Source organism: Brenneria izadpanahii, assembly GCF_017569925.1.
In the GTDB taxonomy this organism is placed as follows: domain Bacteria; phylum Pseudomonadota; class Gammaproteobacteria; order Enterobacterales; family Enterobacteriaceae; genus Brenneria; species Brenneria izadpanahii.
Genome location: NZ_CP050854.1, coordinates 3,290,177 through 3,312,502, shown reverse-complemented (window position 1 = coordinate 3,312,502; position 22,326 = coordinate 3,290,177). Strand labels below are relative to the sequence as shown.

General features: G+C 55.9%; 20 protein-coding genes. 18 read left to right on the top strand and 2 right to left on the bottom strand.

The annotated features are described in order from the left end of the window. Positions 1-40: 40 nt before the first annotated feature. The 11 genes from HC231_RS14830 (at position 41) to HC231_RS14780 (ending at position 13,588) form a co-directional block, all read left to right on the top strand. Positions 41-961: a LysR family transcriptional regulator gene (locus HC231_RS14830; protein WP_208227382.1), complete on the top strand. Its 921-nt coding sequence runs from the start codon at positions 41-43 to the stop codon at positions 959-961. A gap of 452 nt (positions 962-1,413) precedes the next feature. Further along, a complete protein-coding gene (locus tag HC231_RS14825) occupies positions 1,414-2,409 on the top strand; it encodes an enoyl-CoA hydratase/isomerase family protein (protein ID WP_208227381.1) in 996 nt (331 codons plus the stop codon). Between the two features lie 188 nt (positions 2,410-2,597). Next, positions 2,598-3,437: a beta-keto acid cleavage family enzyme gene (locus HC231_RS14820; RefSeq protein WP_208227380.1), complete on the top strand. Its 840-nt coding sequence runs from the start codon at positions 2,598-2,600 to the stop codon at positions 3,435-3,437. A 33-nt stretch (positions 3,438-3,470) separates the two neighbouring features. Continuing rightward, on the top strand, positions 3,471-4,640 hold the full coding sequence (locus HC231_RS14815) for a thiolase family protein (RefSeq protein ID WP_208227379.1): 1,170 nt from the start codon (positions 3,471-3,473) through the stop codon (positions 4,638-4,640). Between the two features lie 2 nt (positions 4,641-4,642). Further along, entirely contained in the window at positions 4,643-5,308 is a 666-nt protein-coding gene (locus tag HC231_RS14810; protein WP_246494844.1) for a 3-oxoacid CoA-transferase subunit A, read from the top strand. Next, a complete protein-coding gene (locus tag HC231_RS14805) occupies positions 5,305-5,949 on the top strand; it encodes a 3-oxoacid CoA-transferase subunit B (RefSeq protein WP_208227378.1) in 645 nt (214 codons plus the stop codon). The genes HC231_RS14810 and HC231_RS14805 overlap by 4 nt, the downstream gene beginning before the upstream one ends. Positions 5,950-6,000: 51 nt before the next feature. Beyond that, positions 6,001-7,356 carry an MFS transporter gene (locus HC231_RS14800; RefSeq protein ID WP_208227377.1) on the top strand — a complete coding sequence of 452 codons (1,356 nt, stop codon included), beginning with the start codon at positions 6,001-6,003 and terminating at the stop codon, positions 7,354-7,356. Then, positions 7,353-8,339 carry a SphA family protein gene (locus HC231_RS14795; RefSeq protein WP_208227376.1) on the top strand — a complete coding sequence of 329 codons (987 nt, stop codon included), beginning with the start codon at positions 7,353-7,355 and terminating at the stop codon, positions 8,337-8,339. Before HC231_RS14800 ends, HC231_RS14795 begins: the two co-directional genes overlap by 4 nt. A gap of 146 nt (positions 8,340-8,485) precedes the next feature. Next, positions 8,486-9,664, top strand: a complete 1,179-nt coding sequence (locus tag HC231_RS14790) for an acetyl-CoA C-acetyltransferase (RefSeq protein WP_208227375.1) — start codon at positions 8,486-8,488, stop codon at positions 9,662-9,664. 207 nt (positions 9,665-9,871) lie between these two features. After that, entirely contained in the window at positions 9,872-11,791 is a 1,920-nt protein-coding gene (locus HC231_RS14785; protein ID WP_208227374.1) for an FAD-dependent oxidoreductase, read from the top strand. A gap of 429 nt (positions 11,792-12,220) precedes the next feature. Further along, positions 12,221-13,588, top strand: coding sequence for a carbohydrate porin (locus tag HC231_RS14780; protein ID WP_246494517.1), 1,368 nt, complete (start codon positions 12,221-12,223; stop codon positions 13,586-13,588). Between the two features lie 136 nt (positions 13,589-13,724). On the opposite strand, the gene HC231_RS14775 is transcribed toward HC231_RS14780, so the two are convergent. Together HC231_RS14775 and fsa are read right to left on the bottom strand one after the other, a co-directional pair. Then, positions 13,725-14,471, bottom strand: coding sequence for a DeoR/GlpR family DNA-binding transcription regulator (locus tag HC231_RS14775; protein WP_208227373.1), 747 nt, complete (start codon positions 14,469-14,471; stop codon positions 13,725-13,727). A 234-nt stretch (positions 14,472-14,705) separates the two neighbouring features. Continuing rightward, positions 14,706-15,368, bottom strand: coding sequence for a fructose-6-phosphate aldolase (fsa, locus tag HC231_RS14770; protein ID WP_208227372.1), 663 nt, complete (start codon positions 15,366-15,368; stop codon positions 14,706-14,708). Positions 15,369-15,513: 145 nt separating this feature from the next. Here fsa and HC231_RS14765 point away from each other — a divergent pair, with 145 nt between their 5' ends. The 7 genes from HC231_RS14765 (at position 15,514) to HC231_RS14735 (ending at position 22,195) form a co-directional block, all read left to right on the top strand. Next, entirely contained in the window at positions 15,514-16,413 is a 900-nt protein-coding gene (locus HC231_RS14765; protein WP_208227371.1) for a glycyl-radical enzyme activating protein, read from the top strand. Between the two features lie 4 nt (positions 16,414-16,417). After that, positions 16,418-18,850, top strand: a complete 2,433-nt coding sequence (locus HC231_RS14760; protein ID WP_208227370.1) for a formate C-acetyltransferase/glycerol dehydratase family glycyl radical enzyme — start codon at positions 16,418-16,420, stop codon at positions 18,848-18,850. 25 nt (positions 18,851-18,875) lie between these two features. Next, entirely contained in the window at positions 18,876-19,115 is a 240-nt protein-coding gene (locus HC231_RS14755; protein ID WP_208227369.1) for a DUF1493 family protein, read from the top strand. Between the two features lie 140 nt (positions 19,116-19,255). Then, positions 19,256-20,359, top strand: a complete 1,104-nt coding sequence (locus tag HC231_RS14750; protein ID WP_208227368.1) for a M20 peptidase aminoacylase family protein — start codon at positions 19,256-19,258, stop codon at positions 20,357-20,359. A 97-nt stretch (positions 20,360-20,456) separates the two neighbouring features. Beyond that, entirely contained in the window at positions 20,457-20,801 is a 345-nt protein-coding gene (locus tag HC231_RS14745) for a M20/M25/M40 family metallo-hydrolase (RefSeq protein WP_208227367.1), read from the top strand. 221 nt (positions 20,802-21,022) lie between these two features. Continuing rightward, entirely contained in the window at positions 21,023-21,979 is a 957-nt protein-coding gene (locus tag HC231_RS14740) for a chemotaxis protein (RefSeq protein WP_208227366.1), read from the top strand. Positions 21,980-22,018: 39 nt separating this feature from the next. Beyond that, the gene (locus HC231_RS14735; RefSeq protein ID WP_208227365.1) at positions 22,019-22,195 is read left to right on the top strand and encodes a hypothetical protein; all 177 of its coding nucleotides are present in this window, start codon (positions 22,019-22,021) and stop codon (positions 22,193-22,195) included. Positions 22,196-22,326 lie beyond the last annotated feature (131 nt).

Sequence of the window (22,326 nt, the reverse complement as noted above, 5' to 3'; positions counted from 1 at the left end):
CGGGTATAGGCGTCGCCAGATCGGCATGAAGAGATAAACGATGAAAATGCAGCTTTTGTACGAATTTATTCTGTTGTCGGATTTGCTTAACTTCAGCAGAGCTGCGCAGAAGATGAATATAACCCAGCCGGTTTTAAGCCGGCATATGAAATCGCTCGAAGAGCAATTCGGCGCTGAATTGTTCCGGCGTGATACCCACCGCGTGGAACTGACGTCGACCGGGAAATTGCTATGCGGAGAGGCGCGCAAAATCATTCAGCAGTATGAAAGTTCTATGTCCATCGTCAACGCGTTTACCGGGAAAAGCCGCCGCCGGTTAACCATCACCTATCTGGGCGAAGCCATTCAACATGTGCTGGTTGAGCTATTAACCCAGTTCCAACGAAATCACCCCGATATCATGGTGGAATGCCGTGATAGCGAGTTGGATGAAGCGTTGCTTTTTCTGGAAGATCACACCTGCGATCTGGGCTTTTTAGTTCGCCCTAACTTCTTGGAAAATAAAAAATTTAACGCTTTGCCGTTTCAAACCGACTCGCTGTGCGTGGTGGTGAACAAGAATCATCCGCTGGCCGGAAAATCCCAGGTATCATTAAGAGAGGTCAGCAAATGGCCGATTATTCGCGTCGATCCGCGCGAGTTTCTGTTATCCGAAGAATACAGCACCCGATTTTTTGATTGCTACGGCATTGCCTTTAATCTGGATAAGGAATATCCCAATCTGAAAACCTGCTGTTTTAATCTGGAGTTCAGGGAACAGGTCGCTTTAGTGATGCCCAAACACCGGGGGTACTTAGTCGGTCCGAATAGCGTCTTGCTGGAAATAGTGGAGAATGATTATTGGTTTAATCTGGAATTGGTGTGGGACAATAAAAATACCAACCCTTGTATTCCGCTATTCCTAAATGAATTTAAATGTTTTTTTAATAATAAAACACTCTCTCCTGAATATTGCTCATAAAACCTACCCCGCTTATTTCATTACCTTATCTTATTAATCAGCCGCAATTCTGGACTCTCCGCCATTTTGTCTGACGGCATGCATCTTTGCTCCCTGAGAGAGAACTTGACCGCGAAAAAATTGAAATAATGGCGTGCGGTAATTAAATGTGACCTCTGTCTCATTAATATATTATTAATCGCCGTCGATTAGGGTTTTTTATATTATCAATTATTGTTTTATCCCCATGCTTCTATTTGTTTTTTAAGGATAAAAAAATAAAAATAGCGCCAATTTGCAAATGGTTATGTAAAAAATGCATAGGCGCGAAAATAAAAAGAATTTCTCCCGTTATAGGGGCGATGCTACGTTTTTATTGTCTGGAAGCTCCAGAGGTAAAATGTGAATTACATCACTTAAATCGACGTCGCTTCTAATAAATGCCAATAAAGAAATATGGGAGTAAATAAATCATGGTGATTAAAGCCAATTACGAGTCCGATCACGATAAACGCAAAGAAATGTCACATAAGGAATTGGGAACTATTCCCCATATGCCTTTCGAAGAATATTCGGAAAAGCTAAAACACTGTTTCACCATGAAGCGGAAAAATGGAATTCTTGAAGCGCGTCTGCATACCAATGGCGATAGCCTACAGTGGGGCGCGCCTGCGCACCAGGCTCTTCATTATTTCTTCGACTGGGCCGGAAGAGATCCGGATAACGAAATCATCATTCTTGGCGGCACCGGTAAGGATTTTATGAAAGGCATCGGCCGGCTGGATGAAAACGGCAACTGGCTTCCGGCCACCGAGTTCGCTTCAGCGCCGGATGAAGCATGGAAAATGTATGAATATCAGTACTATGACGGCACCAACGACATTGAAGGCCAGGTCTTCGATGTTGAGGTTCCCACCATCGGCGTATGGAACGGCGCGGCTTTCCATACCGACCTGGTGCTGTTCAGCGATATCACCCTGTGTACCGAAGACGCATGGACCACGGAGATGCACTTCCGCACCAACATGGTGCCCGGCGACGGTATTCAAATCGCCTGGCGCGAGCTGATGGGGCGCAAACGTTATGCCTACGCTGAACTGACCGGCGAAATCATCACCGCGCGTAAGGCGCTCTCCCTCGGCATGGTCAACGAAATTTGTCCCGATGCGGAAGCGGCCTATGACCGCGCCTGGGAAATCGCCGAACTGATTATGCGCACCGGCACCCGCGTCACCCGCCGCATCACCACGCAGCAACTGCGTAAAGCCTGGAAGGAGGATATCGCCAACGAACTGCGCAACGCCTTCGCCACCGAAATGTTCGTGACCGCCACCGAGCACTCCCCGCACGAAGCCAACTACTGGATGTTGGCCCATGAAGAGGCCGAGCTCGTTAAGGCCGCCGAGAAGAAAGGCAAGGTTATTCGTCCAAGGATCGGCGGCGGGCAGGAGGAAGATGAAATCAAGTGAGCGCCTGACGGCCTCGACTGACTTTGCTGTATACGTCAGCGCCATAGCCATTTTGTTAGCGGCGATCGCACGTGCGGTCGCCCAATCCGATAGCCGCGCGGCTTAACGCCCGCCGCCGTCAGAGTGGCAGATGGGTATAGGCAACCTATTGATTTAACAATTATAAAAACTGTGAACGGGGAAAATCCATGAACACAGGCAACGACGTCATTATTTCCGCCGCGCTGACCGGCGCGGTAACGCCAAAAGATATCAATGAACACATTCCGCTGACGCCGGAAGAGATCGCCGCAGATGCTTACCGCTGCTGGCAGCAGGGCGCCGCCATCGTGCATCTTCATATGCGCGACGATCGGGGCATGGGCACCATGGACTGCGATAAGTTCGCTGAAACCCTGCGTCTGCTGCGCGGCTACCATGACTGCGACGTGATCATCAACTGCACCACCTCCGGCGATCATCGCGCCAGCGACGCGCAACGGATGGAACACGTTTCCCGGCTGGACGGGATTGAAATGGCCTCCTGGGATGCCGGGTCATTTAACTGGATGCCCGGCGGCGTGTTCGTCAACTCTCCGCAGTTCCTGGGCAAACTGGGGGAAATTCTCACCGAGCGGGCGATCAAGCCGGAAGTGGAAATCTTCGACAGCGGCATGCTGGGCGTCGCCGGCTATTTCGTCGAGCAGGGCAAACTGCGCTCGCCGCTTCACTATCAATTCTGTCTCGGCGTGCCGGGGGGGATGCCCGCCACGGTAGAGAACCTGAACTATCTGGTTTCGCATATTCCAACCGATGCCACCTGGTCGGCCTTTGGCGTCGGCAAACACCATCTGCCGATTCTGTTCGCCACCCTGGCGCTGGGCGGACATGTGCGGGTAGGCCTGGAAGACAACGTCTATTTCAGCAAAGGCGTAAAAGCCACCAATCCACAGTTGGTGGAACGCGCCGCGCGGGCCATTCGCCTGTTCGGCAAACAGGTCGCCACGCCGGCCAGCGCCAGAAAAATGCTGGGGATCCGTCCTCTGTAGTTATCCCTTTATGCGGTTTATCGGGGAAAGATTATGAAAGAAGCAGTGATTGTCTCGGCGGTTCGCACGCCGATCGGCAGGTGCCGCGGCGTATTGGCGCCGGTTCCGGCGCATAGGCTGGGCGCGCAGGCGGTGAAGGAAGCGGTGCGCCGCGCCGGGATCGCGCCAGAGAGCATTGATGACGTCATCTTTGCCAATTTAATGAACAACGAAATCAACAATATGGGGCGCATGGTGGCGCTGGAAGCGGGGCTGCCGATTACGGTGCCGGGCATTACGCTTGACCGCCAATGCGCCGCGTCGCTGAACGCGCTGGCCTATGGCGCGATTCAGATTATGGCCGGGTTCGCCGAAACCGTGGTGGTCGGCGGCGTGGAAAGCGATTCCAGGCGCACCTGGTCGATGGAAAAAACGGAAACGGCGTATTCGGTACAGCCGCCGCGCTGGGTGGATATTCATACCTCGCCGGATCGGCTGGGCAATCCGTCTATGGGCATCACGGCCGAAAACATCGCCCGCCGCTATGAACTGAGCCGCCGCGAATTGGATGAATTTGCGCTGCGCAGCCATCGGTTGGCCGCCGACGCCTGGCAGAAGGGGCTATTTGACGGACAGGTGACGCCGGTTTCGCTGCCGGATCGAAAAGGGCGGGAAATCGTGATTCAGCGCGATGAATCCGTGCGTCCGGATTGCTCGCTGGAGGCGTTGTCCTCGCTGCGTCCCTGCTTTTGCGACGATGGCGTCGTCACCGCCGGCAATAGCTCGCCGATGAGCGACGGCGCGGGCGCGCTGGTGGTGATGGAGCGTTCGCTGGCGCAAGCGCAGGGGCGGGAAATTCTGGCGGTATTCCGCGGCTATGCCGCCGCCGGCGTCGATCCCAACTATATGGGGCTGGGTCCGGTGCCCGCGACGGCCAAGTTGCTGCAACAGACCGGCCTGACGGTCAATGACATCGACCTGTGGGAGCTGAACGAAGCCTTTGCCGCCCAGTCGCTGGCCTGTATCCGCGATATCGGCATGGATCCGCATCGGGTTAACCCGAACGGCGGGGCGATCGCCCTGGGACATCCGCTGGCCGGGAGCGGCGCCATTCTGGCGACCAAAGCCGTTTATGACATGCAACGCCGTAATCTGAACAACGCCGTCATCACCTTTTGCGTCGGCGGCGGTCAGGGCGTGGCGGTCCTGCTGACGAGGGAATGATGATGCTGGGAAAATTCGCTTCAACCGATGAAATTACCGGCCTGTTTCAGGACGGACAAACGTTAATGTGCGGCGGTTTCGCCAACCACGGCGTGCCTAACCGGCTTATTCAGTGCGTGATCGACAGCGGCGCGCGCCACTTCACTTTGATTTCCAACGACTCCGGCGACGCGGATCTCACGATAGGCCGTCTTATCCATCACGGCCTGGTGGACAAGCTGATTGCGTCGCATATCGGGCGCAACACCGAAACGGTGGCGCTGGTCGCCGCCGGAAAGATTGAACTGGAACTGGTGCCGCAGGGCAGTCTGGCCGAACGGATGCGCTGCGGCGGTTCGGGGCTGGGCGGGGTGCTGACCAAAACCGGCATCGGCACGATGGTGGAAGAAGGCAAGCAGTCCGTCATGGTCGACGGCGAGCGTTATCTGCTGGAAACGGCGCTACAGGCGGATATCGGCCTGGTGCGCGCGCGCACCGCCGATCCGCTCGGCAATCTGACCTATCGTGGCACCATGCGCAACTTCAATCCGCTGGTCGCCAAGGCCGCCCGCCTGACGCTGGTGGATGCCGACATGCTGGTGGATGTGGATGAGCTCGGCGTCGACAGCATCATCACCCCCGGCGCCTATGTGGACAAGATCCTGACGTTGCAAGGAGAACGGTTATGAACGCACGAGACAGAATTGCCAAGCGCGCCGCGCAATATTTTGCGGACGGCGACGTCATCAATCTCGGCATCGGCATTCCCAGCCTATGCAGCGACTATGCGCCGCGCGGCGTCATGTTCCATACCGAAAACGGCCTGGTGGGCATGGGGCCGCTGGTCGACGGGCTGCTGGCGGTGGAAGGTTTCTCCAACGCCACCGCGTTGCGTTTTGAGCCGGTGCCCGGCGCCTGCGCGTTCGACAGCGCCGAATCCTTCGCCCTGGTGCGCGCCGGCAAACTGGCGGCGACGGTGCTGGGCGGGTTGCAGGTGGCGGAGAACGGCGATTTGGCCAACTGGGCGCAGCCCGGCCGGGTGTTCGGCATGGGCGGCGCGATGGATCTGGTCAACGGCGCCCGCAAAGTGATTATCACCATGGAGCTATGCACCAAGAAAGGCGAGCCGAAGATAGTTAAATCATGCAGTTATCCGCTGACGGGCGAAGGCTGCGTCGACCATATCGTAACCGAGCAGTGCGTGATTGACGTCACGCGCGACGGGCTGATGCTGGTCGAACTGTTGGAAGGATTGACGCCTGAAGATATTCAACGTCAGGTCGAACCGCAACTGATCGTCGCCGATCGGTTGACGATTATGCAGGCCTAATAACGGCGACGATGCCGTATTACCCCGTTCGCGCCGTGGGAGCACTCTTTTATGACTGGGCAAAAAAATAATATCGCGTTAAATAAAATGGCCGCATGTTCCATCAAGGACGATACGCAATCTTCTGTCGCCGATCGCAGCGGTTTCGGCGCGCGCGGTTGGACCATTATCATCTTTCAGGCGTTCATGTTCTGGATTGCCGCGGGGGCAGTGACTCACGGCCTGAACGTGATATTGCCCGCGCTATCGCAGATCTACGGTTTGGAATACAGCGCGCTGCTGGCATTGGCGACGCCGGCGTCCTGGGCCTCGATTCCCGCCGGCCCGATATGCGCCTGGCTGTGTGAAAAGAAAGGCGCCAAATTCAACATCGTCTTCTGTCTTTTGGCCTGCGGGCTATGCTTCGGCCTGCTGGGATACTGCGCTTCGCTGACCGGGTTCGCGCTGTTGTTCGCGGGCGTCTGCTTCTTCGGCACTGGATTCGCCTATGTAGGCGGCACCGCCATCATGACCAGTTGGTTCGTGCGCAAAGCGGGGCTGGCGTTGGGATGGTGTACGGTGGGGCAGACGTTTTCCAGCGCCTTCTTCGTTCCCACTCTGGCGGCGCTGTTCGTCTGGCTGGGGGTTATTCATGGCTTCTGGGGCATCTCAGTCATGATGTTTATTATGGCCGTACTGGTGCTGCTGTTCGTCGCCAATAAACCCGAGGATGTCGGCCTTGCTCCGGATAACGAGCCGCTCACCGCCGCTGAACTGGGGGCGCGGGTGCGCGAGCACGACAGCTATGTTTGTCCGCTTGGCGTCAGGCAATTGCTGGGCATGCGGGATGTCTGGTTCATGGGGATCTCCACCGGCGCTATTTACATCATGCTGGTGGGAGTCGTCAGCCAGATCGTGCCCCGGCTGATGGAGATGGGCTATGAGTTAAACACCGCCATCTTTTATATGACCATGTCTGCGCTGTTCGGCACGCTGGGCGCGTACGGCTGGGGCTGGCTCAATCACCGCGTTGGGGTCAAACGGGCGCTGCTGGTTTATACCCTCTGGTGGATGGCAGCCGTGGTGATCAACCTGTTCGCCCATCATGCCGTAATGCTGTGGATCTCTCTGCTGATGATCGGCTTTAGCCTGCCGGGCGCCACCAACTTAAGCACCGCGCTGATCGCCACCAAGTTTCCCCGTCGTCTCTACGTTCGCGCCATCGGCATTGTTCATCCGATTCAATCCGTGGTGCGCTGTTTCGCGTTTTCCATTCTGGCTTTCGGTCTGGCGTATCTGGGCGGTTATACCGGCGCTTACCTGCTGCTGGTGGGGGTCGGCGCCGCCGCGTTTCTGTTGATTTTGATGACCGATGTGACGCCGGTGGATGTCAGCGTGAACGTTGAGGAAACCAGGAGCGGAGAATGACTCATATAAAGCCGATGTCTCGGCGCGTGATGGGCGCGGCGGCGCTTTATCTCTCCGTGATGGGCGGCCACGCCATTGCCGCGGAGGGCATCAGCCCTCTGCAACCCGGCGCGACGACGGGCAATGCCGCTGGAGCGTTGCCGCCGCCGGGATTGTATTTGATGGCGGATGTCGCATCTGAAGGCGGAAAGCTGAAAGACGAACGGGGCAAAACGGCCAGAACGCCGGCCGGGCAGCGCATTAAGGCGTCCAATATCAGTTCCGTGGCGGCGCTGACCTGGGTGCCGGGCTGGGAAGCGCTGGGCGCGCGTTATGCCGCGGCCATTGCGCAGCCGTATAAATGGTCGCGGACCCGGATCAGCGATGAAAACGGCAGTGACGTCGTGCGCAGCAGCGGCATGGTCAACACCGCCATCACGCCGGTTATCCTGTCATGGAGCTTGGGCGGCGGATATTATTTGGGAACCGGGCTGACGCTCTATGCCGATAATGGAAAATTCCGCTACGCCTATGATGCAACCGCCGGACGCAACGTGAAATCCTCCACCGCCATCGGCAATGATTACTGGACGGTGGAGCCGAGTCTGGCATTAACCTATCTGGCCGATGGCTGGAATATTACGATTAATAATTTGCTGGATGTGAATACCACTAATAAGACAACCGATTACCGTTCGGGCATGACGTATTATCTGGATATGACCGCCGCCAGACGCATCGATAATTTTACCTTGGGATTAATTGGAAATTATACCCGGCAAATTACCGACGATAAAATTAATGGGGAAACGGTGTCCGCAGTGCCGGGGTTTTATGGTGAAGGAAATAAAATGGAGCATGTGCTGGCTGGGCCTTTATTGGCCTATGACTTCGGCGCGTTCTCGGTAAATGCGCGGATGTTGTTCTCGCTACGGGCAAAGAATGACGCCGATGTATCGTTTCTTCACCTCGGATTTAGTATGCCGTTAATTAATTTTCACTGAGCAGCGGCGTATTTAATATCAACGGCGAATTTTTAATTTCAAGAAAATATAAATAACGCGGTGTGTTTTGTCATTCGGTAATTAATTCGGCTGGATGCCGAATTAATTTCAGTGTGAAGCGTATCTCTTATTATAACGAGGCATTTATGACATCACTTGTTATCGCCAGCGCCGTACGAACGGCAATCGGCAAATTCGGCGGCAGCCTGAGCAGCTTCAGCGCGCCGCAGCTAGGCGCATTGGTAATGGATGAGGCGGTTCGCCGGGCGGGACTTGAGTCATCGGCGGTTACGGAAGTGATTTTCGGCAACGTGCTTCAGGCGGGGCTGGGGCAGAACCCCGCTCGTCAGGCGCTGCTGCAGGCCGGTCTGCCGGATACCACGCCGGCCACCAGCATCAATATGGTGTGTGGCTCCGGTCTGCAAAGCGTGATTCTCGCCGCGCAGAGCGTTGCCGCCGGCAATGCGGACGTGGTGCTGGCGGGCGGCATGGAAAATATGTCGGCGGCGCCCTATCTGCTTAATCAGGCGCGCTGGGGATACCGGATGGGCGATAAAACGGTAGTGGACAGCATGGTCAACGACGGTCTGTTCTGCGCCATTAACCGTTATCACATGGGGGTCACGGCGGAAAACGTGGCGAAACGCTGCCATATCAGCCGCCGGGAGCAGGATGAAGCGGCATTGCTTTCCCAGCAGCGGGCGGCGGCGGCGATTGAGCGCGGCGCATTTCGGCAGGAAATCATTCCGGTCACGCTGAAAAGCAAAAAGGGCGATACGGTGTTTGCGGTTGATGAACACCCGCGGGCCGACGCCTCGGCGGAAAGCCTGGCCAAGCTGTCGCCCGCTTTCGATCCCGCCGGTTCAGTAACGGCGGGCAATGCATCGGGGATTAACGACGGCGCCGCCGCGCTGTTGGTGATGAGCGAAGCGAGGGCGAAACAGTATGGCGTTAAGCCTTTGGCCCGTATCCGCAGCTATGCCGTCAGCGGCGTCGATCCCGCCGTGATGGGGATTGGTCCGGTGCCGGCGACCCGGCAGGCGTTGAGCCGGGCGGGGTTAACGGTCGGCGATCTTGACCTGGTGGAAGCTAACGAAGCCTTTGCCGCGCAGTTTGTCGCCGTCAGCCATGAATTAAAGCTGGATATGGATAAAACCAATATTAACGGCGGCGCTATTGCGTTGGGGCATCCAATCGGCGCGTCCGGCGCCCGTATCCTGGTGACGCTGTTACATGCATTGGCCGCACAAGATAAAACTCTGGGACTGGCGACGCTTTGCGTCGGCGGCGGGCAGGGGGTAGCGATGATTGTGGAGCGCATTTGAACGTAGCGTATGGAAAGCGTAAATCATTCGAAAAAATAAAATCAGGAATAACGACGGGAAAATATATATCAGCGCGAGGTACAGGAATTTGTCGTTTATGTCACTGATATTAAAAATTAAATATGGCTATTTGGACGAATGAAAACAAAGGGCGGGGAATCAAATGCGGTATTGGCATGATGAAAACATCTCTATAAAGGTGAGATTATGATAACGAAAAACAGAGGAAGCACCTATAAACGGCGGCTTGCCATGATGTTGTTGATCTGCGGCATGATGGGCTCGGCTCAGGCCGCGGTTACCGCGGGTCAGTATAGCGCCACGGAAAAGGGCAACGAAGGCATGGTCAATGTGACGGTCACCGTCGATGGCGAAGGCGTCATCAAAGATATCGCGGTGGATGCCAGTCAGGAAACTCCGGCGCTGGGCGGCGAAGCCGGTCCGGCGGTGGGCAAGGCCATTGTCGAACACCAGAGTCTGAATGTGGACGGCGTGACCGGCGCGACGATGACCAGCAACGCGGTGAAGAAAGCCGTCGCCAATGCCTTATCTCAGGCGGGGGCGGACGTCGCGCGCTATCAGGGCAAGGTCGCCAGGCAGGGACAGGATGAGGAAACCAGCGTCGACGTCGTCGTCGTAGGCGGCGGCGTGTCCGGTACGGCGGCCGCGCTGGCGGCGGCGGAGAAAGGCGCCAGCGTGCTGGTGGTGGAAAAGATGCCGGTGTTGGGCGGCGCGGGTCGGATGGCCAGCGGTTTTACCGCGGTGGAATCGTCGCTGCAAAAAGCCAAAGGCATGAAATATACCGCCGCCGAGCTGACGCAGCGGCTGCTGGAATATAACCAATATTTGTCCAACGGGCCGTTGACGAAAAAGATCGTCGATAAATCGGCTTCGACGGTGGATTGGATGATCAACCACGGCGTGGAGCTGGAAATCGTATCGACGACGCGCGACGCCAAGCAGAGCTCGGTACAGCAGGCGCATCTTGAAGATCCGATAAAATCGGACGTGTATCACCGCATCAAAAACGGCGGCGAGGCCGCTTATCAGAAGTTGTATGCCGACTTCGAGAAACTTGGCGGTAAAGTGATGACCAAAACGGTTGGTAAATCACTGATTCAGGATGATAAAGGAAAAGTGATCGGGCTGATCGCGGAAAAGGCGGACGGCGGTAAATTAACCGTACACGCCAAGGCCGTCATTCTGGCAAGCGGCGGCTTCGGCGCGAACAAGAAGATGCTGGATGAGGCGATGCTGACCTCGAACATTTTCCCGCTGGCATGGCCCAACATGGGTGAGGGGCTGGAAATGGCCTGGGCCGCCGGCGGCGCGAAATGGGATATGCAGTCCGCATTGATTCATGCGGCCCAACTGATTGGCATTGAACCCTCGGAAGACGCGCATCACGGCGGCGGCGACGCGGCGGCGTTGGACAGCCCGCTGATCTGGCTGCTGAAATCTCCGCTGCTGTGGGTGGATGTCGTCGGCGAGCGTTTTGCCGACGAAGGACATATCTACGATACCGCGTTCTGGGCCAACGTCGCCTATTCCGTCGGCGGCAATTATTACATCATCGTCGATACCCCTACGCTGCAATCCTTCAGCAAAAACGCCATGCCGTTCCCGCTGTCGGGAGCCGGTCCGGCCAACCCGCCTAAGCCCGGCGATTTTGTCGCGCTGGCGGATGCCGGCACCAAAGGTGGTAAGAGCGACACGATATTCAAAGGCAAGGACATTGCCGAACTGGCGTCGCATATGGGCATCGCGCCTGCCAGCCTGAAAGCCACCGTCGATCGCTACAACGAAAATGTGAAAGCCAAACAGGACAAGGATTTCGGCAAGAAGCCTGAATATCTGGCATACGGTATCGAAAAGGGACCGTTCTATGCATTTAAGGCGGTGGTGGTTAGCCTGAGCTCCCTGGGCGGCGTGCGGGTCAACTCCGATTTGCAGGTCACTAATGCGGATCTTAAGCCTATCGACGGTCTGTATGCGGTCGGGAATAATGCGGCCGGTTTCTACAGCGTACCGGGTTATCCGCCTTATCAGGGATTGGCGAATGGCTTTGCTCTGAATTCCGGGCGTATCGCCGGCGAACATGCGGCGCAAAGTATTTCGAAAAAATAATAAAGCAATATTGATAATCAGCCATGCGGCACGGAATGTGCCGCATTAATGACAACCAGAGACGGAAACAGAACGCTAATAATAAATTCCGCTGCCGGAGAATAATTATTATCGTACCGTCATTAACATTATTCATGACCGAAAAGAGCGTGAATATACCCGTTTATATTTCAAGTTGCCTGCATTGCCCGGCTCTTCTCTGAGCCGCGCCCGTAAAGGGCCGATGTTTTACGTTGTGCAACATGACGACGTTTCGCCCCGCGACTCGAATTATTTAGGGTATGACCTTTATTCTGCGGCCGTTAAATTCTGCGCGCCTTAAGCGGAAATAAATAGCCGTAATGAATAGAGATAAATAATTCGCTCTGCCGTTTTTTGTCATTCAATGACCGCCTGTCGCCGTCTCATTGCTCTTTGTGAGATAGAACAATGAAAATAACACACCGTAATTTGTGGGTGAGGATGATGTCCGCCGGGGTTGTCGTGTCCGGTATGATGTTGATGAACGGCGCGGCCGCCGCCGATAATACGGGGCGTCCGCTGTCCGAAGCGGGAGAATGGCTGGCGGATCACGGCATTACGCCGCACCTGATCGCTTCCCAGCTTTATTTGGGAAACCCCAGCGCCGGGACCGACACCGATAACCATGAAACGCTGACGATGCTGATGGCCGGCGCGGATTTCGATCTGGATCGCATGGGGCTGATCCCCGGCGGGAGCATCCACTTGATGCAACTGTGGGTGCCGTTTACCCATAATCTGGATCTCGGCAACCAGTCGGGAGGCGTACTGGCCGGCAACCCGCCCCCATACATTCCTAAGACGGCGCATTTGATGCGTTTCACCTACGAGCAGAAGCTGTTCAACGATCGCTTGTCGATTGAAGCCGGTAAGAGCAATCCCGGCCAGTTCTTCGGTTTCACCAACTGCAATATTCCGTCGGCCTGCGTGAATACCATTCTGAATGAAACGGCGGTATTCGCGCCGCCGCCTTATGCCGGCTGGGGCGCGCGCATCGGCTACCGCTTTACGCCGGCGCTGGAGTCCGCTATCGGCGCCTGGCGCACCTATCAGGCGTTTCCGTTCACCAACGGCTGGGAAAGATGGGACGACGACTACCAGAGCGGCAACACCCTGCTGGTCGCCAACGTAGCCAAGCGCGTCGGCTGGCAGCAAGAACCGTACCCCTTTAACTGGGAGGTGATGGCGTTTCATAACTTCAAAGAGTACGACGACGTCTACTATACGGTGAACGGGACGTCCAAGGTCTACGACGGCAGCGCCGCGGCGCGCACCCACGACGGCGTTTCCGGCGTCTATCTCACCGCCAAGAAGGCGCTGTGGCGGCGCGACGGCGGAGCCGATGCGCAAAACCCGGCGCCCAGCGCCATCAGTCTGCACGGCAGCGTAACGCAGACGTTGCAGTCGCACGCTCACCGGGGCATCGCCACGCTGGCGGATACCGGGCTGATCTGGTCCGGCCCGTGGCAGAGCCGTCCTCACGACAGCTATGGCCTGACTTTCCGCTGGGCCAAACTGACCAGCAGCGAGCGGAACTATCTGCAAGATATGTATAACGTATCGGGCGGAACGGGATGGCAGGTGCCGAACAACGAGTATCAACTCAGCATCGATGCCTCCATCATGCTGACGCCGGAGGTCAATTTACAGATGATCGGCGCCCGCACCTGGAATAACAGCAACTGGCAGTATCCGTATTCCGGAGTCAAGCCAGAAAACGGCTATACCTTCTGGCTGCAATTGAACGTAGTGGTGGATAAACTGCTCGGTCTTTGACGCCGAGCGCGCCATGAGCGAGGGTGAATCAATCCTCGCTCATCCGGCGGGCGATGAAGAAAACCCAGAGAATGAGCCCGGCTATCCCGGCGGCCTGCATGACTATCTGGAATTTAAGGGCGTCGTGGGCTAACGCCTATTCCGCCACCAGATCGAGCTTGATGCCCAGAGACGCCATTTTATCCCGGTATTCCTGCGGCAGGTGAGTATCGGTGATCACCCGGTTGACCTGATATTCGGTCGAGATCGGGTAGGGCTGTATCTGCCCGAACTTGGTGGAATCGGTCAGCACGATTGTCTCGACGCCTTTGCTCAGCACGGCGTCGATGACGTCGCAGCGCATCATATTGCGGCCGGTAAAGCCCGTATCGTTATGGTAGCCGTCAATGCCGATAAACGCCTTGTGAAAATGCACCTGCTGGATGCCGCTGCGGGTCAACGGTCCGACCACCGACTGGCTGTTTTTCTGAAAAAGGCCGCCAAGGGTGATGACGTCGCAGTCGGTATCATTAAGCAGATGAGCGATATAGTGGCTGACGGTAATGATGGTGACATTTTTGCTATTGGCGACGTATCGGGCCAACAGGGCGTTGGTGCTGCCGCCTTCGATGAAAACGCAGTCGCCGTCGTTAATCAGTGTGGTCGCATATTCGGCCAGCGATTTTTTTAATTGAAAGTTGGTCTGCATGCGAGCGTCGACGTCATCGCTTTCTATCGCAACGGCATAGCCGTGTACCCGCTTCAGATAGCTATTTCGCTCCAGCGTATTGAGATCCTGACGGATAGTGACTTCCGACACGCCGGAAATCTGCGCCAGTTCACTGACGCTAACGCTTTTTCGCTGATTGACGAGCTGAATAATATTTTGTTGCCGTGCGTTCATAATAGCCAAATGAAAAGGAAATGAAGGTAATAGGCGATACTATACCGCGTTTGCCGGCAAAGTTCGAAATGTAGCCGTTGATGATTCCCCTTGTCTCTTTTTTCCAAGGGGAGGGGCTAACTCATTAGACCAGAAAAGTATTTTATCCCTTCTCCTTGCTTGGGAGAGGCGAACGATAGACTCCCTCCCCTGTGAAGGAGAGGGTTGGGGCGGGGCAAAACCAGAAATAACGCCCTATAACGAAACCGTGTTGAACGCCTGCCTCCAGTCGTGCTCGAATTTTTCCACCGCGGCTTTTACCGCCGGCGCGGAGATAAACTGTTCCGCCACGTCGATCGGTAGCGTCACCGATTCGCACCCCGCCAGCAAACAGTCAAGCACCTGGCGCGAGGTCTTAAAACTGGCGGCCAGCACTTTCGCCTGCGGCGCATGCAGCGACAGCAGTTTTTGCAGGTCGGTTACGGTCTGAATGCCGTCGCCGCCCTGAACGTCCATACGATTGACATACGGCGCCACGTACTCGGCTCCCGCCAGCGCGGACAGCAGCCCTTGGCCCGCGCCGTACACCGCCGTGCCCAATGTCGGAATACCTTCTGTTTTCAATATCTTGATGGCCGCCAGCCCTTCCGCGGTAACCGGTACTTTCACCACCACGTTACTGGTGATGGCATGCAGTTTTTTGGCGTCTTCCACCATGCCTTTCGCCGTCGGCGCCATGACCTGGGCAAATAGACGCCCGTTGCCGCCCAGTATTTCATGCAGTGCCGGCAACACCTGATCCACGGGCTTGCCGCCGCTGGCGATGATGCTCGGATTGGTGGTGACGCCGGCCAGCGGGAAGATACGGGCCAGACGTTTTACGGCCGTGAGGTCAGCGGTATCGAGATAGAGTTCCATCGGTTCGTCCTCGGAAAGTGTGAGTTATCGCTAATTTTGCCAAGTGTAAAATGATAAAGGCGTAATACTGTTGATATAAATCAAAATAACTTTCTTTCGAAATAAATTTAATCTTCGTATGAAGCAAGCGCAATAGGCCGAAGTGATGATTTTCAACATACAACGCTATTCCACGCATGACGGCCCAGGCATCAGAACCGTGGTGTTTCTGAAAGGCTGTTCGCTGGGGTGCCGTTGGTGTCAGAACCCTGAAAGCCGTTCCAGAAAAAAAGAGCTGCTGTTCGATGCCCGTTTGTGTCTGGATGGCTGCGATCTCTGCCAGCGCGCCGTGCCGGAGGCGATTGAAAACACGAGCGCAGGTTTGGTGATTTATCGTGAACGGTTGCAGGAGAGCGACTTTCCACGCCTGCAAACCTGCTGCCCGACGCAGGCGCTGACGGTTTGCGGCGAGGAGATCGACCTGGATAACACGATGGCGATCGTGCGGCGCGATATGCCGTTCTACCAGCGCAGCGGCGGCGGGGTGACGCTGTCCGGCGGCGAACCCTTTATGCAGCCCGATGCCGCCAGCGCGCTGCTGCGGCGCAGCCATGATGCGGGCATCCATACCGCGGTGGAAACCTGCCTGCATGTGCCCTGGTCCTATATTGAACCCTCACTGCCCTACACCGATCTTTTCCTGGCCGATCTTAAGCACGTGGATGAACAGGTATTCCGTGCGTGGACGGACGGTTCCGCCCGGCGGGTGATGGAAAATCTGCGGAAAGTCGCGCGCGCCGGGAAACCGCTTACCATCCGCGTGCCGCTGATCCCGAATTTCAATGCCAATAGAGCGGCGGTCAGGGCGATAACCGACTTCGCCGCCGATGAACTGAACGTCGCCGATATTCATTTTCTGCCTTATCACACGCTGGGCATGAATAAGTATGTCTTGCTGAACCAGGCTTATCTTGCCGCGGATAAACCGTTGAACGATCCCGAATTACTTGCTTTTGCAGAACGTTATGCGCAGGCAAAAGGGCTGAAAGTCACACTGAGAGGATAGACCTATGACCACCCTGAATTTAACTATGTTGAGCGAGCGTATTAAAGCCCATAAAAACGCGTTGGTTCATATTGTGAAACCGCCGGTATGCACCGAGCGCGCTCAGCACTATACCCGCATCTATCAGGAAAATATGGACAAGCCGATCCCGGTGCGCCGGGCGCTGGCGTTGGCCGGCCATCTGGCTAACCGCACCATCTGGATTAAACACGATGAGTTGATTATCGGCAATCAGGCCGGCGAAGTGCGCGCCGCGCCCATTTTCCCGGAATACACCGTCAGTTGGATTGAAAAAGAGATCGACGAACTGGCCGATCGTCCCGGCGCCGGTTTCTCGGTCAGTGAAGAGAACAAACGCGTGCTGCATCAGATCTGCCCTTGGTGGCGGGGACAGACCGTGCAGGATCGCTGCTACGGCATGTTTACCGATGAGCAGAAAGCGCTGCTGGCGAGCGGCATTATCAAAGCGGAAGGCAATATGACCTCCGGCGATGCGCATCTGGCGGTGAATTTTCCGCTGCTGCTGGAGAAAGGCCTGGACGGATTGCGTGAAAAAGTGGCCGAACGCCGTTCGCGCATCAATCTGACGGTACTTGACGATTTGCACGGCGAGCAGTTTCTGAAAGCCATTGATATTACGCTTGAGGCATTGAGCCGGCACATTAAGCGTTACGCGGAATTGGCCAGAAACATGGCTGCGGCGGAGACGAGGGATTTCCGCCGCCGGGAACTGCTCCAGATCGCGGCGAACTGCGATCGGATCGCGCATCAGCCGCCGCAAACGTTCTATCAGGCGTTACAGCTGTGCTATTTCATTCAACTGGCGCTGCAGATCGAATCCAACGGTCACTCGGTCTCTTTCGGGCGCATGGACCAATATCTGTACCCGTATTACCGCCGCGACGTGGAACTGCAACAGACGCTGACGCGGGAAAACGCCATCGAGATGCTGCAAAGCTGCTGGCTCAAGCTGCTTGAAGTCAATAAAATCCGCTCCGGCTCTCACTCGAAAGCCTCGGCCGGCAGCCCGCTTTATCAGAACGTCACCATCGGCGGGCAAAACCTGATCGGCGGCGAGCCGAGGGACGCGGTTAATCCGCTCTCTTACGCCATTCTGGAGTCATGCGGCCGCCTGCGTTCAACCCAGCCGAATCTGAGCGTGCGTTATCATGCCGGCATCAGCGACGATTTCCTCGACGCCTGCGTGCAGGTGATCCGCTGCGGCTTCGGCATGCCGGCATTCAATAACGATGAAATCGTTATTCCCGAGTTCATCCGCCTGGGCGTTGAACCGGAAGATGCTTATCAATATGCCGCGATTGGCTGTATCGAAACGGCGGTCGGGGGCAAATGGGGATACCGCTGTACCGGCATGAGCTTCATCAACTTTGCGCGCGTGATGCTGGCCGCCCTTGACGGCGGATGCGACGCCACCAGCGGCAACGTTTTCCTGCCGCAGCTACAGAGCCTGTCGCAGGGCAACTTCGAGAACTTTGATCAGGTAATGCAGGCGTGGGACAGGCAAATTCGTTATTACACGCGTAAATCGATTGAGATCGAGTATGTGGTCGATACCGTTCTTGAAGAGAATGCGCACGATATTCTGTGTTCCGCGCTGGTGGATGACTGCATCGAACGGGCGAAAAGCATCAAGCAGGGCGGCGCCAAATATGATTGGGTTTCCGGCCTGCAGGTGGGGATCGCCAATCTGGGCAACAGCCTGGCGGCGGTGAAAAAACTGGTGTTTGACCAGGGGATTATCGGTCAGCAGCAGTTGGCGCAGGCGCTGGCGAGCGATTTTGCCGGCGTGACCAATGAACAGTTGCGCCAGCGCCTGATGAATCAGGCGCCGAAATACGGCAATGACGACGACAGCGTTGATGAGCTGCTGGTGCGCGCCTACCAGACCTATATCGCCGAGCTTCAGCATTACCACAATCCGCGCCATGGCCGCGGGCCGATCGGCGGCAACTATTACGCGGGAACGTCGTCGATTTCCGCCAATGTTCCCTTTGGCGCCGCGACCATGGCGACGCCGGACGGGCGCAAAGCCCACGCGCCGTTGGCCGAAGGGGCCAGCCCGGCGTCCGGCACCGACCATCTGGGGCCGACGGCGGTCATCAGTTCCATTGGCAAATTGCCTACCGGGTCAATATTGGGCGGCGTATTGCTGAACCAGAAGCTGAACCCGTCGACGCTGGATAATATTAACGATCGCCATAAGCTGATGGCGCTGTTGCGTACCTTCTTCGAAGTGCATAAAGGCTGGCATATTCAGTACAATATCGTTTCGCGCGAAACGCTGATTGAAGCGAAAAAACACCCGGACAGATACCGCGATCTGGTGGTGCGCGTGGCCGGATACTCGGCGTTTTTCACCGCGCTGTCACCCGATACCCAGGACGATATTATCGCCCGCACCGAGCATACGCTGTAATGATCGCGCGCGAGGATGACAAGCTATGGAGTTGAAAGATAACGCCGCAGAAGCCGTCATAAAGTGGTATGACGAACCCACTCCCTTCGGTAAAAAGCGTCCGCTAACGCTCGATACGCGTCTATCTGCGGGCAAGTATCCGTGGGCCAGAGAAACCGCTGACGACCTTGTGAAAGACTATTTTCCTCGTTTTGGCATTGACGATAGCCGTTTCGACTTCCTGAAATACTGGCCTGATGAGAAAGGGGGGTGCCAACGCGGATGAAGCCACCACTGAGATGTGCGCCTGCGCGGGAATGACGAGAAGAACCAGCCTTACGGAAAAGATATTGGCCGCTGCCGATGTCGGCTTGTATTCTGAATGCGATAACTTGATGTTTTTCTGTTTTCACTGGGGAGCAGGGCATGAGTAATACGCTGGAGCATTACCGTTATTTGCATCAGATTCCCGAATTAGGATTTCAGGAATTTAAAACGTCGGCCTATATCGCCGAGGTGATGGAAGCGGCCGGTTATAAGGTCACTCGCAACCTGAATGGCACCACCGGGATTGTCGCCGAGTTGGATAGCGGTCAGCCGGGGCCGGTGCTGGCGCTGCGCGCCGATATGGATGCGTTAGGACACATTATTGACGGCGAGCGGGTCGCCCGCCACACCTGCGGACACGACGGGCATTCGTCGGTGGTCATGGCCACGGCGCAGGAAACGATCAAGGAAGGTTTGGTTAAAAAAGGCCGCTTAAAGATCATTTTTCAGCCGGCGGAAGAGCTGGGAAAAGGCGCGCTGGCGATGGTGGAAGGCGGCGCCGTTGATGATGTCGATATCCTGATCGGATTTCATCTTCGTCCGCAGGAGGAGTGCCCGCTGGGGCTGGCGGTTCCGGCCATGCTGTATTCGGCCAATACCACGCTTGAGGCCACGATTACCGGCATCCCTTCTCACGCGGCCCGCCCTCATCTGGGGATTAACGCCCTGGATGCGGCGGTCAGCGCGGTTCAGGCGGTCAACGCCATTCATCTGGCGCCGAACCTGAACTACAGCGCCAAAGCGACCCGCTTTCTTTGCGATGCCGGCGTAACCAATTCGATTCCTGATAAAGCGGTGGTGTGCTGGGATTTGCGCTCGCAATACAATGAACCGATGCAGGCGCTGAAGGCTAAGGTCATTCAGGCGATTAGCCGCAGCGTAGAGGCTTTGGGCGCTACCGCGCAGATCAATGTCTTGACGGAAATGCCCGCGGCGCAGGTCGATGACGAGATAACCGCCCTGATTGCCGAAGCCATTACCGAGGTGCTGGGCGAGGGCGGGCTGACCGAAGCGAAAACCACGCCGGGAAGCGAGGATTTTTTCCACTATTCGATTCAGCGTCCGGCCATTAAAACTGGATTCTGGGGGCTGGGCGCCAACCTGACGCCCGGCCTGCATCATCCAGAGATGCGTTTTGATCTTGAGGCGCTGGAAATAGGCGTTCGCGTATTTAAGACCTGCGTAAAAAAAATTCTGGGTTAACCGATAAGCCGCGATATGCGGCTTAAGCCATTTATCCTGTCAGATCATGCCCCGAACGTCGGCGCGGCGATGAAACGTGCTGGGCGCGTCATTCGCTATGGCGAAGTATGTCGCCATAGCTCTGAGGCAGGAAACCTGTTACACCGGCAACGCCATTGACGGTAAGCGTTTCTTTCCGGGATGGATAACGGAGCGCCGGCACCCGTTGGTCGAAACCGCATTAGCCGCGTTGACGCAGGATGGCCGGCAGCCAAAGGTCGCAACGTATTCGTTTTGCACCAACGGCAGCCATTATGCCGGGGAAGCCGGGATTGCCACGATCGGATTTGGCCCCTGGCGCGAAAACCTGGCTCATGTGATCGATGAGTATATTGAGATAGAACAGCTTACGCGTGCGGCGGATGGTTATTACGCCATTATCCGCCAACTGCGCGCGAACTGATTTTTCATACAATATTTCACTAAACTTTAAATTCAGGGTGACGAAAATAGATAAGGTGGAATCGCTGTTTTTTCTTTCTGAAAGTGGAGGATAGGCAAGAGTGACTTGAATCGCGCAGCCAACCGCGTGCGGTGTGAAAAGGAGATGTTGGGCCTTATTTTGCTCGCATCATGAATGTCGTTTTATCAGGCCCATCATTAATTATTCGTATTGAGGAAAGCATGGATAATTTTCAAAAAGAGATTGATGAGAGAACAAATCTCACGTCGGCTAACAAGTTTGAATTATTGCTGTTCCGATTGGGAAACGCACAGCACGAAGAAAAATCCGAGTTGTTCGGCATCAATGTGTTTAAGCTGCGCGAAATTGTACCGATGCCGTCGTTAACCAAAGCCGCGGGCATGAAACCCCCGATGCTCGGCATGGTCAACATTCGCGGACAAGTCATTCCTGTTATCGATCTTCCTGCGGTAGCCGGCTGCGTGCCGGTCACCGGACTCAATATTCTTCTGGTGACGGAATATGCGCGCAGCACCCAGGCGTTTGCCGTGGAGTCCGTTGACGATATCGTCCGTCTTGATTGGGGACAGGTGCTGACCGCCGAAGCGGGCGTCAGCAGCCGCCATATTACCAGTATCGCCCGCCTCGACAGCGATAAAGAGAGCAATCGCCTGGCTCTGGTTTTGGATGTCGAACAGATCCTGCATGACATTATTCCCGTGGATCGCAATGTTCATGTGGATAATGTGGAATCGAAGAAATTTCCCATGAAGCCCGGCGCGGTCGCCATTGTCGCCGAAGATTCCAAAGTCGCGCGCTCGCTGCTTGAACAGGGGCTGAATATCATGTCGATTCCGTCGATGATGCATGTTACCGGGCTGGAGGCCTGGAAAAAGATAAAGGCGATGGCTCAAGAGGCGCAGGCCGAAGGCAAGCCGATTTCAGATAAAATCGCCTTTGTGCTCACCGATTTGGAAATGCCGGAAATGGACGGTTTTACCCTGACGCGAAATATTAAGCACGACGATTTCCTGAAAAACATCCCCGTTATCATCCACTCGTCGCTGTCCGGCAGCGCGAATGAAGATCATGTGCGCAAGGTCGGCGCCGATGCCTATGTGGCAAAATTCGAAATTAACGAATTGGCGGCGGCTATCCAGACGGTGCTGAACAAATAGAGAAAGGCCGCATATTCCCAGAATGATTCATGAGGATATATGCGGATTTCGCCGTCTCCCGGCCATCATTCCTTGCCTGCCGTCGCTGAGTCGCATTTTGGGCTCAGCGGCGGTTTTGCGCGCCGTCATTTCCGCGCCCGCCCGATGCGGGACGTTTCCTTCGCGACCCCGGAAATTATGCCGCTGCGCGGCTTCCTGGCCGATAGCCGGTTTTAACGAACCGCTTGCGGCGCGCAATGCCCGTCTCCTTGGCCGCCATAAAAAATATCCTTCTGAGTCATAACAAAACAGCCTAACCCGCGGCTTGCCTGGCAAGAATATAGGATATATTCTCAAGTTCATAATTT

Coding starts and splice junctions, on each gene's coding strand:
- HC231_RS14830 (WP_208227382.1), top strand. CDS start 41: ATGAAAATGCAGCTTTTGTACGAATTTATTCTGTTGTCGGATTTGCTT.
- HC231_RS14825 (WP_208227381.1), top strand. CDS start 1,414: ATGGTGATTAAAGCCAATTACGAGTCCGATCACGATAAACGCAAAGAA.
- HC231_RS14820 (WP_208227380.1), top strand. CDS start 2,598: ATGAACACAGGCAACGACGTCATTATTTCCGCCGCGCTGACCGGCGCG.
- HC231_RS14815 (WP_208227379.1), top strand. CDS start 3,471: ATGAAAGAAGCAGTGATTGTCTCGGCGGTTCGCACGCCGATCGGCAGG.
- HC231_RS14810 (WP_246494844.1), top strand. CDS start 4,643: ATGCTGGGAAAATTCGCTTCAACCGATGAAATTACCGGCCTGTTTCAG.
- HC231_RS14805 (WP_208227378.1), top strand. CDS start 5,305: ATGAACGCACGAGACAGAATTGCCAAGCGCGCCGCGCAATATTTTGCG.
- HC231_RS14800 (WP_208227377.1), top strand. CDS start 6,001: ATGACTGGGCAAAAAAATAATATCGCGTTAAATAAAATGGCCGCATGT.
- HC231_RS14795 (WP_208227376.1), top strand. CDS start 7,353: ATGACTCATATAAAGCCGATGTCTCGGCGCGTGATGGGCGCGGCGGCG.
- HC231_RS14790 (WP_208227375.1), top strand. CDS start 8,486: ATGACATCACTTGTTATCGCCAGCGCCGTACGAACGGCAATCGGCAAA.
- HC231_RS14785 (WP_208227374.1), top strand. CDS start 9,872: ATGATAACGAAAAACAGAGGAAGCACCTATAAACGGCGGCTTGCCATG.
- HC231_RS14780 (WP_246494517.1), top strand. CDS start 12,221: ATGAAAATAACACACCGTAATTTGTGGGTGAGGATGATGTCCGCCGGG.
- HC231_RS14775 (WP_208227373.1), bottom strand. CDS start 14,471: ATGAACGCACGGCAACAAAATATTATTCAGCTCGTCAATCAGCGAAAA.
- fsa (WP_208227372.1), bottom strand. CDS start 15,368: ATGGAACTCTATCTCGATACCGCTGACCTCACGGCCGTAAAACGTCTG.
- HC231_RS14765 (WP_208227371.1), top strand. CDS start 15,514: ATGATTTTCAACATACAACGCTATTCCACGCATGACGGCCCAGGCATC.
- HC231_RS14760 (WP_208227370.1), top strand. CDS start 16,418: ATGACCACCCTGAATTTAACTATGTTGAGCGAGCGTATTAAAGCCCAT.
- HC231_RS14755 (WP_208227369.1), top strand. CDS start 18,876: ATGGAGTTGAAAGATAACGCCGCAGAAGCCGTCATAAAGTGGTATGAC.
- HC231_RS14750 (WP_208227368.1), top strand. CDS start 19,256: ATGAGTAATACGCTGGAGCATTACCGTTATTTGCATCAGATTCCCGAA.
- HC231_RS14745 (WP_208227367.1), top strand. CDS start 20,457: ATGGCGAAGTATGTCGCCATAGCTCTGAGGCAGGAAACCTGTTACACC.
- HC231_RS14740 (WP_208227366.1), top strand. CDS start 21,023: ATGGATAATTTTCAAAAAGAGATTGATGAGAGAACAAATCTCACGTCG.
- HC231_RS14735 (WP_208227365.1), top strand. CDS start 22,019: ATGCGGATTTCGCCGTCTCCCGGCCATCATTCCTTGCCTGCCGTCGCT.